This window comes from Vibrio sinaloensis, from assembly GCF_000808535.1.
Lineage (GTDB): Bacteria > Pseudomonadota > Gammaproteobacteria > Enterobacterales > Vibrionaceae > Vibrio > Vibrio sinaloensis_D.
The window spans coordinates 147,903-162,672 of the sequence record NZ_JWLV01000001.1 but is presented as its reverse complement, the minus strand read 5'-3'; the positions used below and the strand labels follow the sequence as shown (position 1 = coordinate 162,672).

At 44.7% G+C, this 14,770-nt stretch carries 12 protein-coding genes; 4 read left to right on the top strand and 8 right to left on the bottom strand.

Translation table 11 applies throughout. The features are described from left to right. Positions 1-132: 132 nt before the first annotated feature. Both RJ47_RS00745 and RJ47_RS00740 read right to left on the bottom strand, forming a co-directional pair. Complete coding sequence (locus tag RJ47_RS00745; RefSeq protein ID WP_231565921.1) at positions 133-1,908, bottom strand: HD domain-containing phosphohydrolase; 1,776 nt, start codon at positions 1,906-1,908, stop codon at positions 133-135. A 71-nt stretch (positions 1,909-1,979) separates the two neighbouring features. Then, on the bottom strand, positions 1,980-2,492 hold the full coding sequence (locus tag RJ47_RS00740; RefSeq protein ID WP_005471220.1) for a hypothetical protein: 513 nt from the start codon (positions 2,490-2,492) through the stop codon (positions 1,980-1,982). A 171-nt stretch (positions 2,493-2,663) separates the two neighbouring features. Here RJ47_RS00740 and RJ47_RS00735 point away from each other — a divergent pair, with 171 nt between their 5' ends. Together RJ47_RS00735 and RJ47_RS00730 are read left to right on the top strand one after the other, a co-directional pair. Further along, entirely contained in the window at positions 2,664-3,134 is a 471-nt protein-coding gene (locus tag RJ47_RS00735) for a CreA family protein (RefSeq protein WP_005471353.1), read from the top strand. Positions 3,135-3,245: 111 nt separating this feature from the next. Continuing rightward, the gene (locus tag RJ47_RS00730) at positions 3,246-4,550 is read left to right on the top strand and encodes an inosine/guanosine kinase (RefSeq protein ID WP_039480478.1); all 1,305 of its coding nucleotides are present in this window, start codon (positions 3,246-3,248) and stop codon (positions 4,548-4,550) included. A gap of 39 nt (positions 4,551-4,589) precedes the next feature. Here RJ47_RS00730 and RJ47_RS00725 read toward each other — a convergent pair whose 3' ends face one another. Beyond that, positions 4,590-5,198 (bottom strand): beta-phosphoglucomutase family hydrolase, encoded by a 609-nt coding sequence (locus RJ47_RS00725; RefSeq protein WP_039480475.1) that lies wholly within the window; start codon positions 5,196-5,198, stop codon positions 4,590-4,592. Positions 5,199-5,341: 143 nt separating this feature from the next. On the opposite strand from RJ47_RS00725, the gene RJ47_RS00720 reads away from it, so the two are divergent. Further along, positions 5,342-7,102 carry a methyl-accepting chemotaxis protein gene (locus RJ47_RS00720; protein WP_039480474.1) on the top strand — a complete coding sequence of 587 codons (1,761 nt, stop codon included), beginning with the start codon at positions 5,342-5,344 and terminating at the stop codon, positions 7,100-7,102. Between the two features lie 55 nt (positions 7,103-7,157). Here the strand turns inward: RJ47_RS00720 and RJ47_RS00715 are convergent, their stop codons facing one another. From RJ47_RS00715 to RJ47_RS00705, 3 genes are all read right to left on the bottom strand, one after another. After that, positions 7,158-10,310 (bottom strand): efflux RND transporter permease subunit, encoded by a 3,153-nt coding sequence (locus RJ47_RS00715; protein WP_039480471.1) that lies wholly within the window; start codon positions 10,308-10,310, stop codon positions 7,158-7,160. A 10-nt stretch (positions 10,311-10,320) separates the two neighbouring features. Beyond that, the gene (locus tag RJ47_RS00710) at positions 10,321-11,433 is read right to left on the bottom strand and encodes an efflux RND transporter periplasmic adaptor subunit (RefSeq protein WP_039480468.1); all 1,113 of its coding nucleotides are present in this window, start codon (positions 11,431-11,433) and stop codon (positions 10,321-10,323) included. A gap of 99 nt (positions 11,434-11,532) precedes the next feature. After that, positions 11,533-12,093, bottom strand: coding sequence for a GNAT family N-acetyltransferase (locus tag RJ47_RS00705; RefSeq protein WP_005471216.1), 561 nt, complete (start codon positions 12,091-12,093; stop codon positions 11,533-11,535). Positions 12,094-12,608: 515 nt separating this feature from the next. On the opposite strand from RJ47_RS00705, the gene RJ47_RS00700 reads away from it, so the two are divergent. Next, positions 12,609-13,736 (top strand): fatty acid desaturase, encoded by a 1,128-nt coding sequence (locus RJ47_RS00700; protein ID WP_039480465.1) that lies wholly within the window; start codon positions 12,609-12,611, stop codon positions 13,734-13,736. A gap of 59 nt (positions 13,737-13,795) precedes the next feature. On the opposite strand, the gene RJ47_RS00695 is transcribed toward RJ47_RS00700, so the two are convergent. Beyond that, positions 13,796-14,209 carry a GFA family protein gene (locus RJ47_RS00695; protein WP_038217266.1) on the bottom strand — a complete coding sequence of 138 codons (414 nt, stop codon included), beginning with the start codon at positions 14,207-14,209 and terminating at the stop codon, positions 13,796-13,798. Between the two features lie 11 nt (positions 14,210-14,220). Further along, positions 14,221-14,760 (bottom strand): GNAT family N-acetyltransferase, encoded by a 540-nt coding sequence (locus RJ47_RS00690; protein ID WP_039480462.1) that lies wholly within the window; start codon positions 14,758-14,760, stop codon positions 14,221-14,223. Positions 14,761-14,770: the final 10 nt, after the last annotated feature.

The following is a 14,770-nucleotide window of genomic DNA, read 5'->3' as shown; positions in this document are numbered from 1 at the left end:
CTTAATTCGCCATGAGAAATAATAAGCGAGAAGAGGTAAGTTCGCATGATTGGCTTAACAGAATCTGAATAAGCGCACCATTGAATATAAAAATTCAATGGTGAGTCACTGTTTGGGGTTAATTGAACAAAGTTACACCGCGATAGATAATTGCTCTTTTACGGCGTCTGGATAGCAATGTCGTATCGCAGTAAATTCTGAATAGTGCTCGATTAAAAGAGACGTTAACTCTGGGTCAAACTCTTTACCCGCCTGATGAATAAAGTGTGCTTTGACTTCTTCGTTTGTCCAAGCGCGTTTGTAACAGCGCACACTCAGGAGGGCATCGAAGACATCGGCAATGGCTGTGATTCGTGCAAAAATATGAATTTGTTGGTCAGATAGGCCATTCGGATAACCAGTACCATCCCACTTTTCATGATGCTGATACGCAATGATTGCCGCCATCTTAAACATCTCCCCTTTGGAGCTGCTAAGTAAGTTGTAACCGGCATGAGTATGCGTTTTCATTACTTCCCATTCGTCAGCAGTCAACTTGCCCGGTTTATCGAGAATCGCCTCCGGGATAGAGATCTTGCCGACGTCATGCATCGGACTGACAACTTCAAGCATTTCAATTTCGCGATGAGTCAACCCAGCAAGTTTCCCCAAGTGTGCGGATAGCTTTGCAACTCGCTTTACGTGGTTTCCTGTCTCCCCAGAGCGCGTTTCTATTGCCTCTCCGAGAACATGTATCATTTCTTTCTGCACTTGCATGGTTTTCTTTTGCAACTCAACGATCTTACGACTCTTTAAATTGAGCTCTCTCTTTTGATTGATCGTTCGAGATTGGTTAATGATGACCGCGAGTAAACAGAAGAACGAGACTAATGAATACCCAATCGTTTCGATGTTATCTCTAACATAGCTTTTTGGCGGGTTTAGTAGTATCACGTCATCTGGTAGGAGTTCTTGATCAAGGTTATGTTTTATGAATGCTTGATATTCGACCACAGGCCGAGATCCGGAATGTGCGATATCAAGGCCAGACATATCAATCGAAAGAGAGCGAGCCAACTCTACAGCCATTTGCTCACCGATATCCTCTGGTCGGTTGACCACGCCCCCAACCACACCGTGATTGATGTAGAACTCCCAGAAAACAAAAATAGGTGCAGCACTTTTTTCCGCGAGGGTATGCGCGATTTGTTCGTAACTGTAGTAGTGACCTTTGTCGACCTCTGTATTGTAGTGTGAAAGTATCACCGCATCTGTTTTACCCAATGTCGTCAGCCATTGCGCCGTGTTTTCAAGGCTTTTCCCCTCCACAATCGTAAACGGAATATCAGCTAGACGACTGGTCTCGAGTTCCTGCTCAAACGCGGTTTTGATCAAGCTCGCCGTGTGACTCGAGTCAGTCAACAAATAAAGGTTTTCCCAGTTTTGATTTAACGAGTCGAGGAAGTTTAACGTTCCTTGAATGTCATCGCGTTCATAGAGAATCTTAGCCTTGTCGGTAACATGATCGAGAGATGCAGAGAAATCGTTGACGCCACCGGCAATGATAGGAAGGCCAGCAAATGGATTGGGGGACCAGCGACTAACGAGTCTCTGAGCATTGTCGTCGGTAAGAAGAACCGCATCAAAATGGTAGTTATCGTATTTAATCGCAAAGTACTGCTTAAATGCATCAAGATAAGTTTGAGAAGTAATGCGCTTGGTGTCTAAGTACTCTATTGAGAGTTTAACGGGTTCTGGATACTGATTGGTAATCCGCTCAATACCTTGTTGGAACTGAGTTGTCCATTGGTATGAGGGCTCATAAGAGTGGATGATGAGTACATGTTTAGGTTGCCAATGCTCAACGTGAGCAAAAGCGGAAGGAGTGCAGACCGCAATGAGTAAATAGACAAACCGACGCAACAGCAAGATGAAAGATTCTTATAACGATGGAGATGCCACAGACTAACATATTGAATGCACGTCGCATTTAGTAATCATTAGATTTCTAGATAGACGTCACTATATTCACTTGAGTTAACATTCAACTTGTTGACCAACAATAAAGAAAACGCGTGCTTATTAGCCAAAGTTTGATTTTGTGTTAACACGACGTCCGACACCAGTAACTGATTATCCACTTGGGTTAGGATTGCCGCTCCAACTGGCTCCCCTTCTTTAAAAGCGAGGTACAAAGTACAGGGATCAGAGTAGATGATTTGAGTAAGAAACTCGACAATCAGTTCTTGTTCGCTTTGCTGCTCCCAACGTTTAGATTGCAACAACGCAAACATGACTGTTAGGCGATGAAAATCGACAAGAAATAGGTCATCGCTAGTCAAACCAATATCAGCACTCACTGCGGTATCTAATGGGACGACTGACGATTGAGCGGCTGTAGACAAGTATAACGAACGACCTGCTAAACTCTCTTTGGTTGGATATTGGACATCTATCTGTTCTGACAACCAATTATTTTTCGTTTTAGCGATTTCTATGCCGGATACTTTCATTTGAATAACTTGTGTCGATATTTTGCGTCAGCTTATCGGTAAGCACACGTGTAAACAAGTGTTTTCTTGGCTATTCGGTATCACATCGAAAGCTGATATGCTAAGAGCATAGACGGCACATGATAGAGTCGTCACTCAGAAATCAACCCTTTGTTTAGGATGAACTTCGTTATGATAAAAAAGATTACAGTGGCTTCAATTCTTGCTCTTTCCCTTTCAGCTTGTGATAGCGGTGAAGTTGGTGATGTTAGTCTTGGCCTTTTTACAATGAAAGATATCAAACTCAATCACATGCAAGATCCCATTGTAACGGGTGTGACCTGTCACGTTGCGTCGATTGAAGCGGATTTCAGCCTAGCTGACCCAAGTGACAGCTCTATCTCCTGCCGTCAAACTGGTGAAATTACGCCAGAGATGATCGCTCAGATCGACAAATCGGATTCAGGGGAAGTTGTCTTCAAAAAATCAAAAAGTATCTTCTTCAAAAGCATGAAGATTCGCCGAATTTTAGACGTCGAAAACCAGACAATTATGTACCTGTCTTATTCTACAAAAGAAACCTCTGGTAGCTTCAAACATAGCTTGTCTACGGTTCCACTTTGGGGAACAAAAGCGTTCGGTACATTCACTGCTGATAAATAGAACAATCAAGTGCCAAACTCTAAAGTTTGGCACTCTTCTATGTAATAAAAGTGAAAGCAATCCTTAACCTTTGTGATATGATGCGGCAAAATTTCCAACTCATACCTCAAAATGAAATTTCCTGGACAGCGCAAATCAAAGCACTACTTTCCTACACACGCTCGTGATCCATTAATAAATCAGATGAAGCAAACCCCTAAGCTTTATCGCCCGATTATTGTTGGTGTGGGTCAAACCATCGTTGATATCGAAGCTCGTGTAAACGATGAGTTCCTAGCGAAATATGACTTGAGTAAAGGGCACTCTCTCGTTTTGGAAGAGAGTAAAGCTGATGCACTCTATGACGAACTGGTTGAGCGTGGCTTAATCACTCATCAATACCCTGGTGACACCATAGGTAACACCCTACACAACTACTCTGTACTAGCAGATAGCAAATCAGTGTTGTTAGGCGTTATGTCACGCAATATCGAAGTCGGTTCGTTTGCTTATCGTTACTTGTGCCGTACTTCTTCTCGCATGAACTTAAACCACCTACAAATGGTAGAAGGTTCGATTGGCCGTTGTTACACGCTGATTTCAGATGACGGTGAGCGTACGTTTGCCATCAACGAAGGCGAAATGAACAACCTACGCCCTGAAAGCATTCCTGATGATGTGTTTGACAAAGCATCTGCGCTTGTTGTCTCGTCTTACCTTATGCGCGGTAAGCCTGAAGACCCAATGCCAAAAGCCGTAGCGCGCGCAATTGAAATCGCTAAAAGCAAGAATGTGCCTGTGGTTCTAACACTGGGTACAAAATGGGTCATTGAAGGTAACGCTAAATGGTGGCAAGAGTACATCAAAGAGAACATTTCCATCGTTGCGATGAACGAAGAGGAAGGTGAAGCTCTGACTGGTGAGTCCGATCCACTATTGGCCGCTGACAAAGCGTTAGATTGGGTTGACTTGGTGCTCTGCACAGCAGGTCCTTCAGGCCTTTATATGGCGGGTTACACGGAAGACAGCGTTAAGCGCGACACAGAGCTCCCTTTATTACCGGGTAACATACCTGAATTTAACAAGTATGAGTTTAGCCGAGCAATGCGCAAAACCGACTGCCAAACACCATTGAAAGTTTATTCTCATATCGGTCCTTATTTGGGTGGCCCACTTGAAATTAAAAACACAAATGGTGCGGGTGACGCAGCGCTTTCTGCACTTCTGCATGATATGGCGGCAAACAGCCATCACTTGATGAATGTCCCTAATTCATCTAAACACGATCAGCCGTACTTAACCTACTCTTCTCTTTCACAGATTTGTAAGTACGCAAACCGTGTTAGCTACGAAGTTCTCACGCAGCACTCTCCTCGATTAGGGCGCGCATTGCCTGAGCGTGAAGATAGCTTAGAAGAAGCGTACTGGGATCGTTAATCATATTAAAGCCGCGTTATGCGGCTTTTTTGATCGCACTTACTTTGAACTGGGACACGGATAGAAAACCAGTTGATCACCTTCGACCATAATGCAGTCCATCCCTCCTGAATGTGCAGCGCGCTTGCCAAGTTCAGTATCCTCAAAAACGATACATGAGTTTGCGCTAACACCCAGTTGTCTCGCTGCCTCGAGAAATGTATCAGGGTTTGGTTTGTGATTTGCAACATCGGTAGCGGTAACGACAGCATCGAGCTTAGGCAGTAACTCGGTTTGTTTCAGCAGTGCAAGTGCACTTTTGCGTTGGCTTCCCGTACCGACCGCAAGTTTTTTCTTTCCATGAAAGTGTTCTAGTACTACCTTGGTACAAGCGATCACCTCTCCTTTATTTTCGATTTCTGAAAAACAGCGCATTTTAAATTTCGAGACTTCAGTTGGGTCGAGAGAAAGATGATGCTCTTTATTGATTTCTATCGCAATTTTATAACTCGGCATTCCGCCTAAACTATGTAACCACGCTTTAGTAAATGGGAAATTAAAGTAATCTGATGTTTGTTGCCACGCTTCTAGGTGGGCGGGCATGGTATCGATTAACGTTCCGTCCATGTCGAAAATTAATCCTTCATACTTTTGTATTAGATTCAGCATCTTGTATTCAATCCTTGAGCTAACCTATAGCGATAAATAGGTTAACACTTTTGCAATAAGTTAAATTGATATAATTGTAATTACAGACTAACATCAGCTTAAATACTCATAATGTTATAACTTTGACTTATTTAGGTAATCTCATGAATATCAAGAATAAACTATATTCATTGGGTGCAGTAGCCGTTTTAGGAGTGGTTTCCGTTCTTTTGTCCACTTCTCACTTTGCCCAAACGACTGAACAACTCAACCAAGCGAACTTATTAGTCGCTAAGTTGGAAATACGCCTGCTAAATTTACGGCGCAATGAAAAAGACTTTTTGCTCCGTAAAGATGTTAAGTACCTAGATAGATTTAATGACAACATGGACAAGTTTTTGGATACGCAGTCGCAGCTAGCCAAAATTCTTACCGAGCATGACCTCCCCTCTAGTGCTCAACTCCGAACAGACATCATTGATTATCAAAACGGTTTTACCTCATTGGTTAATGCCTACAATCAGCACGGATTGAACCCAGAAGATAAATTGCTGGGTCGATACAATGCTGAGCTTGAAAGTGTTCGACCTAAATTAAACAGTGACCAACTGGTGAACCTTTTCGAATTTAACAACAATGTTCAAGCAGGTTCATTAGATACATCTCTTATCCCGAGTGATGCTACTGCACTATTGGCTGCCGCCAAAGCCTTGATAGCGCAAAAGACGACGATAGGTCTTAAATACAATGTTGGCTTACTTGGCGATACTCGTGCGCTCTCACACACAGTTGAAGAACAGTTTAAATCCTTCTCTCAGGCACTGACATCACAAGCGCAAGAGACTCAGGAACGTTTGGCTAACTTTAAGATGATAGTAACTGGCTTTGTTATCATTCTGATCCTATTAATCATTTGGCAAATCTCACGTTCTATCAATACGCAGGTTGCGAGCTTGCTCTCCATCATTCAAGAAATTGCGCGCTCAAACAATGTCTCTTTGAGAGCCAATTTAGGTGGTAACAATGAGTTGGTTGCGATATCCAACTACTTCAACCGCTTGTTAGATAAACTTGAACAGCTAATCGCGGGGACTCAGAGCAAGTCTGCTGAGCTGTCACAAAGCACTTCTAATATGCATGACGAACTGCAAAATGTTATCGAACAGTTTAACGTTCAAGCAGACCACACCACCACGATGGCAACGTCTGTTCAAGAAATGGTGTCCACGATCAATGAAATCTCAGAGAGTACTGCAATCGCGGTAGAGGGCGTGCAACAGGCGGCAGTTAATGCTGAAAACGGCCGTAAAGTGGTGAAAACAACGGTTAGGAATATCGATCAATTATCGTCAATTTTGGGTAATAGTCAGCAATCTATAGGCTCATTGAACAATCACGTGGATAAGATTGGTGATGCCGTGAACATTATCCAAGAAATCGCGGAGCAAACTAACTTATTGGCACTTAACGCCGCTATCGAGGCCGCACGTGCGGGTGAACAAGGTCGTGGCTTCGCCGTCGTTGCGGACGAAGTTCGCGCATTGGCAAGCCGTACACACCAATCTACGGAAGAAATCACTAAAGTGGTGACGGACATTCAATCTCAGATGTCTCAAGTGGTGACGGATATTGACCAGTGTAATGAACAAGGGCAAGCGACGCTCAAAGCATCAGACTCTCTGGACCTCAGTCTGACTCAGATTATCGATGATATGACTAACATCCAAGCGAATTCAGAGCGCATAGCTTCTGCCATTGAGGAGCAAGGTATTGTGATGAATCAAGTCAGTGAGTCCATCACTGAACTTAATGTCATCTCTGATGGCAACATGCGCTCTGCTCAGCAATGTCTGACTGAAGTCGATCGCGTATCGGCGCAAGCCACTGAAATGGATCACGCAGTCGCGGAGTTTAAAACGTCATAGCTGATTCTTAACGTGTAAAAAAGCCCGCTTAATTGCGGGCTTTTCGTTTTAGTTGTTACTCATCGTCCAATGGAACCATTTTGGTATTGCCACCGTGTATCTTCTCTCGCTGGCGCTGAACGACAGCGTAGAAACCAGGGATCAAGAAGGTACCCGCCAACAACACGCAGAGTAGACCACCAATCAATGAGATACCCAACGAGTTTTGACTCACGTGCCCAGCCCCTGAGGCAAAAATCAGCGGGAAAATACCTAAGATGAATGACCAGGATGTCATATTCACCGCTCGGAAACGCAGCTTACCACCGTGTACCGCAGCTTCATCAATTGGCACATCTTTCTCTTCTCGCTCAACTTTGGCGAATTCCACAATCAGAATGGCATTCTTTGCGGCGAGCGCAATCAACAACACTAAGCCAATTTGCGCATATAAGTTGAGCGGCGTTCCCGTCAAATTAAGTGCTAAGAACGAACCTAGCGTGGCGATAGGCACCACCAAGATTATCGCCAATGGAATACTCCAACTCTCATATTGAGCAACCATGAACAGATAGATAAATATCAGTGCAAGTGCGAACGCAAAGATCGCTTGGTTTCCAGCAAGCACTTCTTGATAGGCCAATCCAGTCCACTCATATTGATAGCCATGAGGGAGAACTTCTGCTGCCACTCGCTCCATTGCAGCAATGGCATCACCACTTGAATAACCCGGTGCTGGTTGACCTTGGATAATGGCACTGCGGTACATGTTGTAACGCCAAGCGACATCTGGCTCGAAGATTTGCTCATAACTTACCAAGGTACTAAGTGGCACCATCACGCCTTGTGATGTTCGAACGTGGAAGCGCTCTAAATCATCCATGCTGCTACGATGTTCACTGTCGGCTTGCATCGTGACGCGGAAGTTCTTACCAAACATCGTAAAATCATTCACATAGAGCGAACCTAAGTTACCCTGTAGCGTTTGGAAGATGCTTGAAAGTGGCACGCCCAATTGCTGCGCTTTCTCTCGGTCAATGTCGACATAGTAATGGGGAACATTGGCGCGGAAGGTACTAAATGTATAGGCGATTTCCGGTTGCTTATTTGCCGCTTCAATCACCTGCCCCATGACCATTGCAAGGTCGGTTCGACTGCGACCTAGGGTATCTTCAAGAACAAACTCGAAACCAGAGGCTGCCCCCATACCAGGTACCGCAGGAGGTCCCATCGCAAATACAACCGCTTGTGGCAATTCCATCGCGGCACGGCCATTGATGCGTTGTGCTATCGCAGTTGAAGAGTGATCGCCTTCCAACGCATTGCGCGTATCCCAATCTTCCAGTTTGATAAACAGTGACGCACCGTTTGACGCAGCAGCACCTGTCATAAAGGCAAAGCCATTTGCTACAGTGACACCATCGACACCTGGCTCTTGTTCAACCATATCGACTAACTGCTCGGTCACTTCTTGCGTTCTCGACAAGGACGCCGCATCTGGGAGTTGGACATTAACCAGCAGGATTCCTTTGTCTTCTTGAGGGACAAACGCCGTTGATGTCGTTTTCGCGAAGAAGGTCACCGCCGCAATTGCGACAAGGAAAAACGCCCCAAGCAAAATGGCTTTTTTGACCAAGAAACCCGCTACCTGACCGTAACGGTGAGTGATTTTTTCTAACCCTTGATTGAATACAGCGAACCAACGCGAGGTGTTTCCACCCCCTTGTTTCAGCACCAATGAGCACAAAGCCGGAGACAAGGTTAGCGCGTTAATTGATGAAATGACCACAGAAATACAGATCGTCAAAGCGAACTGACGGTACATAATCCCTGTAATACCCGGCAACATCGCCACTGGCAAGAACACCGCAAGCAGCACCAAGGTCGAAGTAATGATCGGCCCCGTCACCTCTTTCATTGCAATCAACGTCGCTTTACGTGGACTGATACTTGGGTCTTTTGCCATGGTAGTATCGACATTCTCAATCACGAGGATTGCATCATCCACCACGATACCGATCGCCAAAATCAAACCAAACAAGGTCACCGTGTTGATGGTAAAACCAGTCGCTTGCATCACAGCAAACGTACCAATTAATGACACAGGGATTGCAACAACTGGAATCAAGGTTGCTCGAGCACTGCCTAAGAACAAGTAGGTCACCGCAATAACCAGCAAAATCGCTTCAATAAGTGTTTTAACAACGCCTTTGATAGATTCAGCAACGAATAGCGTTGTGTCATAACTTGCTTCGTATTCCATCCCTTCAGGAAAGTTAACACTCAGTTTATCAAGCATTTCCACAACAGCTTGGCCACTTTCCAGTGCGTTAGCATCAGATTGAAGCGATAACGTTACAATTGACGCATCTTGACCACGATACTTGCCGCTGCCGTCGTAAAACTTTTTACCTAGCTCTACACGGGCCACATCTTTGAGGTATACCGTTGAGCCGTCGCTATTTGCTCGCAAGACGACGTTTTCGAACTCGCCAACGCTTTCAAGACGCCCTTTCGTCACCAAGTTAAACTGGACTTCTTGAACATCATTGTAAGGCGCCGCACCAACACGACCTGCGGCAACTTGCACGTTCTGCTCAGCGAGCGCTGCGTGTATGTCTGACGTAGTCAGCTTTAGGTTCGCCATCTTCTCAGGATCTAGCCAAACACGCATGGCGTATTCGCCGCCACCGATGACGCTTACTTCACTGATGCCCTTCACTCGAGCAAGCTGATCTTTTACATTCAAGTTAATGTAGTTAATCAAGAATTGATCGTCGTATTTTCCGTCTGGTGAATAGAAGTTAAGCACCATTAACAGGTCAGGAGATCGCTTCTTAACCGTTACACCGACCATCCTCACTTCTTGAGGAAGCTTCGACTCAATCTGAGAAACGCGGTTTTGAACGTTGACTTGCGCCATATCAGGATCGGTCCCAACATCAAACGTGACGTTGAGGTTATAAGAGCCATCGTTGGCACTTTTCGAAGACATGTAAATCATGTCCTCAACACCATTGACCGATGTTTCTATTGGATCTGCGATAGCTTGCTCAACCACCTCTGCACTGGCACCCGTGTAGTACGCCGTGACGCTTACTGACGGAGGGCTTATCTTGGGGTATTCAGCTACAGGAAGGATCGCCAATGCGATGGCACCAGCTAAGGTTAGTATGATGGAGATAACCAGCGCAAACTTTGGACGCTGGATAAAGAATCGACTTAACATTTAAGCTCCTTTATTCTGCGTCTGTTCGCACAGGAACACCGTTGCGCACTCGTTGAAGGCCTTGGGTTATCACCTTATCCGTGTCGGCAATTCCACTACGGATAATGATTCCTCCTTCAACTTGATGGCCAAGTTCAACATTGCGGCGCTCCGCAACGTTCCCCTCTGTTACCACCATTACAAAGTTACCTTCGAGATCGGTTTGCACTGCGCGGCGCGGAATCACCAACGCATCTCTCGCCTGCTTTTCTTTGAGTTCAACACGAACATGTTGACCGGGCAATAATCGCAGCTCTGGATTAGACACCACTGCACGCATTGATATAGTGCCTGTATCTAAGTCGATTCGATTGCCTAAGTAGTCAAGTTGGCCTGCATGTGGGAAGTATTCCCCATTTTCCAACACCACTTTAACTTCAACGGAGTCGGCTTCGTTGGCAGTACGAGTGGTCACCTTGTCCATCCCCATTTGTAAACGCTCTCGTTCGCTTATGCTAAAACTTGTATGGATCGGGTCAAGACTAACTAAGGTGGTTAAGATGCCCGACTGTGGTGACAACAGATCGCCCGTGCTAACTTTACTTTGTGCAATTCGACCAGAAAATGGAGCACGAATTTCAGTGTATGACAGATTCACCTCTGCAAGATGAAGCTGCGCTTTGGCCGCTTCAACCTGGGCTGTTGCACCTAATAAGGTGGCGTTAAGGTTATCGAATTCTGATTGCGAAATACTGCCTTTAGGGAGTAAGTTTTTACCGCGCTGAAAGTCCAGTTCTGCTTTTTTAAGTGCCGCATTGGCTTGTGCAAGCGTCGCTTTTGCAGTCGCGACCTGAGCTTGGAAAGAGGAAGGTTCAATCGAATAGAGCAATTGGCCCTGCTCGACCATTTGGCCTTCGTCAAAATGACGTTGTTTCAAATAGCCAGTGACCTGAGCAGTAATGTTGGTGTCTTCAACCGCTTCTACGCGGCCAATGTAGGATTTGCTCGCTTGATGCTCAATAGTTTTCACTTGTTCCGCAACAACAAGTGGTGCTGGCGCTTGATTGTTCCCTTGGTTTTGTTCACCACATCCTGATAGTAAAATTGCACTGGTTAGTGCAGACAATAGCAGTGTTTTTTTCATGAATAGACCGTTAGGTAAGATTTAAAGAGGCTTGGCCAAATTACCTAACGGGCTACTATGTTGTGTCCGAAGAATATCAGAGGAAGGAAGTTAAGTGTTTCAATTTGTTACTAAACTGGATTTGGCGTGAGCCATGATGTTTTCCAGCATAATCTCGGGTGATTTCCAGCAATAGACAAGTTCAGTCACTTGATTACCGCAAGGGGCGTTCCAGAGTCTTTCTTGCGCATTTTTTCCGCCAATATAGTCATAAAACTCTATAGCCTGGAGGTTATCTTTCATCACTTCCAAGTAAACGCCATTATCCGGAAAATATTGATGAATCCACTTCGCCATTTCTTCAATCAGGATAGAACCTAGCCCTTTCCCTCGATAGGCATCGTCAATATGCAAAGCATCAATAATGGTGCCTTTTTCAAAATCATGATTGCCAAAAGCGCAAATGAATCCGCACAGCAGTCCCCCCTCTTCAATTAAAATCACATGTTGATTAAAGGGAGGGTTGATAAGGCGAGTTTGCCAAACGGCTAAACGTTCTTCTAATACTTCATTTTCTAGATACTCTTTACCAAGAATACCTTGGTAAAACTGCTTCCAGCTTTGTGCGTGCAGCGTAGCGATACGTTCGTAATCGCTATATTCAGCTACTTTTAATTCCATTTGTAGTCCTTATTACGTCCTGTTAAGGATTGTATACCTCTTCATACTATTAAACATTTAACAAAAAGCCAATAACTCTGGAACAAAAGCGTGTTGCAGCCGTCGCAACGCGCTCGACTTTTAACGATGATTTAGGGTCTGTTGATCTTTCGAGCTGATTTTTGCAGCAGTTTGTGGGAAATTTCTATTTCTTTACAAACAAGAGCAGACAGAGGCTTTGAAGTGTAGCTAGCCTACATGAAAAGCCGATAACGCAGTAGAAATGAACCACAAGCGCTGCCAGAAGGGTTCGGCTAAAATCGTTTTATGCTTTGTTAAGGGGTATTTACTTAGAATGACTAGGCTACACAACCCTTGCCGCGCCTAAAACGATTTTGACTAGGCGTCCCCATCCGAACAAAATTTAACCGCGAAAGGTTAACAGACCCTAGTCACTTTTTGATTTTCTTTCGTTTGACTTACACGTGTACGCTGATATTCTAGCGTACAATTGTTAGCTGAAAGGAAATCTATCCATGTCCACCGAGCGTAAACCGCCACTGATATGGCTCAATATCGCTATTTTTCTCTTATCATTTCTCGTCGCTCTCGTCGTCGTTCCTTGGTATGGTTTTACGACAGGATATGGTGTTGAGCACTTGATTTGGTTTATCGTCGCATTTTCATTCTGTAACTTGTCGATCACCGCGGGTTACCATCGTCTCTGGTCACACAAAACCTATGAAGCACACGGACTGCTGCGATTTATTTTTGCTCTTGGCGGGGCTTTTGCTCTACAAAATAGCGCGCTTCACTGGAGTTCAGACCATCGAATCCACCACAAACATGTAGACCACAACGACAAAGACCCCTATTCGGCTAAACGCGGCTTTTGGTTTTCACACATTGGTTGGATGCTGCGTGAGTACAACGCAAATACCTATTCCGATTACAGCAACTGCCGCGACTTACAGAAAGATAAAATCGTGATGTGGCAGCACAAGTACTACATTCCACTCGCGATCTTAACCAACGTTGGAATCCCGCTCGCTTTAGGCATTGTTTATGGTGATATCCTTGGCATGCTGTTGATTGTGGGTGTTCTTCGATTGGTTCTTAGCCACCATTCCACCTTCTTTATTAACTCACTGGCTCATATTTGGGGCAGCCAACCCTACACAGACAAAAATACCGCTCGTGATAATGGCGTGTTAGCATTCTTTACCTTTGGCGAGGGATACCACAACTATCACCACATCTTCGAGAACGATTACCGAAATGGCATTTATTGGTGGCAGTATGACCCAACGAAATGGCTAATTAAGAGTTGTTCATGGCTAGGTTTGACTCGTAAACTACGAGTGACGCCCAAGCTCAAAATTGAAAAAGCGCGCGCTAAGATGTGTCGTGAAATCGCACAAAGAAAAATCGAAAACCTACCCAATGCTTCACAGCTTAAAGAGGCATTAAATCGAGAGTTTGAACAACTGATCACTAAAATGAGTGACTACTATGAGATCAAGAAACAAGTTCTTGAAGCGCAAAAGAGTAGCCTGACTGAAAAGTACGAATGCTCATTACTTAAACTGCGCTATCAACAACTTAAACAAGAGCTCAGCTCACAACGTAAACGCTGGGAAATGCAGTTAGCCCAATACGCATAACACCAAACATTAAAATGGGGAGCCAATTGCTCCCCATTTTGTTTTCTAAGGTTATTTTTTTAAGGCTGCTTATCAAAGCACACCGTCCCTTCCTCTAGGGTAAGCCAGGCTTGCTTTTCACTCACCCAGACATGTGCTTGAGGAGCAAACTCCTCGGAGACTTCACTGCCCACAGGTTTTAGTTTGAGTTTTACTGTTTCTGGTGCATCTGGGTTGTAGTGGTAGATGCGATTACCACATTGAGGACAAAATTTCGCATAATTCTTGTTACCACTTTCGGCTAAGCGCTCCCATTGTGACATTTCGCCACGAAATTCTACGTCTTCGGTATTGCACACAGCCGTAACGCTATAAGGGCTCGTTGAGAGCTTTTGGCATTCTTGGCAATGGCAGGCAAAGACCTTCATTGGAGCGCGTTTAAGTGTGTAACTGACTTGACCACACTGACATGCTGCTGAGACTGGAAATTCCATTGAGTGCTTCCTTATCGTTTATTTATTAGACAAGTAAACTCTATACAATTTATCGGCTTACTATGCAACTGCGCGTAGTTTTCCACGATACGAACTTTGACAAACCCATTGGTAGTAAGAACTTTTCGTGACGCCATGTTGTTTTCATCGGCATAAGCAAATAACCGCTTGATCCCTTTACTGCTCAGTTCTGTTATTCCCTTGCTCAGCGCGGTCGTCGCAACTCCTTTGGAAACCGATTGTTGGCCAACACGGTAACCAACATGAGCGGTGCCTTTTTTTAAATCAACGTTGGTAAAATTGAGGCGCCCGATGATCTGCCCGCTATTATCTTTTATCAGCAATGGGAGCAAACGGTGACACTTGAACTCAAGTAAGAACTCTTGAATATGCTGAGTAACCCCCTCTAACGAGTAAAAGTCTTGCTCTCTCGGGGGGATAAACTGCTCGAACCAAGTTTGGTTTTCGATCTCAAACGCAAGCAGTTGTCCTGCATCACTCAAATTAAGCAATGTGAGTTTGATGTCCGCCAACTCTCTTTTGCTGGTCATAGCCATTACC

Bases quoted from the DNA above. Each gene is read 5' to 3' on its own strand.
- RJ47_RS00690 (WP_039480462.1), bottom strand. From the start codon at position 14,760: ATGACCAGCAAAAGAGAGTTGGCGGACATCAAACTCACATTGCTTAAT.
- RJ47_RS00715 (WP_039480471.1), bottom strand. From the start codon at position 10,310: ATGTTAAGTCGATTCTTTATCCAGCGTCCAAAGTTTGCGCTGGTTATC.
- RJ47_RS00710 (WP_039480468.1), bottom strand. From the start codon at position 11,433: ATGAAAAAAACACTGCTATTGTCTGCACTAACCAGTGCAATTTTACTA.
- RJ47_RS00735 (WP_005471353.1), top strand. From the start codon at position 2,664: ATGATAAAAAAGATTACAGTGGCTTCAATTCTTGCTCTTTCCCTTTCA.
- RJ47_RS00720 (WP_039480474.1), top strand. From the start codon at position 5,342: ATGAATATCAAGAATAAACTATATTCATTGGGTGCAGTAGCCGTTTTA.
- RJ47_RS00695 (WP_038217266.1), bottom strand. From the start codon at position 14,209: ATGGAATTTCCAGTCTCAGCAGCATGTCAGTGTGGTCAAGTCAGTTAC.
- RJ47_RS00740 (WP_005471220.1), bottom strand. From the start codon at position 2,492: ATGAAAGTATCCGGCATAGAAATCGCTAAAACGAAAAATAATTGGTTG.
- RJ47_RS00730 (WP_039480478.1), top strand. From the start codon at position 3,246: ATGAAATTTCCTGGACAGCGCAAATCAAAGCACTACTTTCCTACACAC.
- RJ47_RS00700 (WP_039480465.1), top strand. From the start codon at position 12,609: ATGTCCACCGAGCGTAAACCGCCACTGATATGGCTCAATATCGCTATT.
- RJ47_RS00725 (WP_039480475.1), bottom strand. From the start codon at position 5,198: ATGCTGAATCTAATACAAAAGTATGAAGGATTAATTTTCGACATGGAC.
- RJ47_RS00705 (WP_005471216.1), bottom strand. From the start codon at position 12,093: ATGGAATTAAAAGTAGCTGAATATAGCGATTACGAACGTATCGCTACG.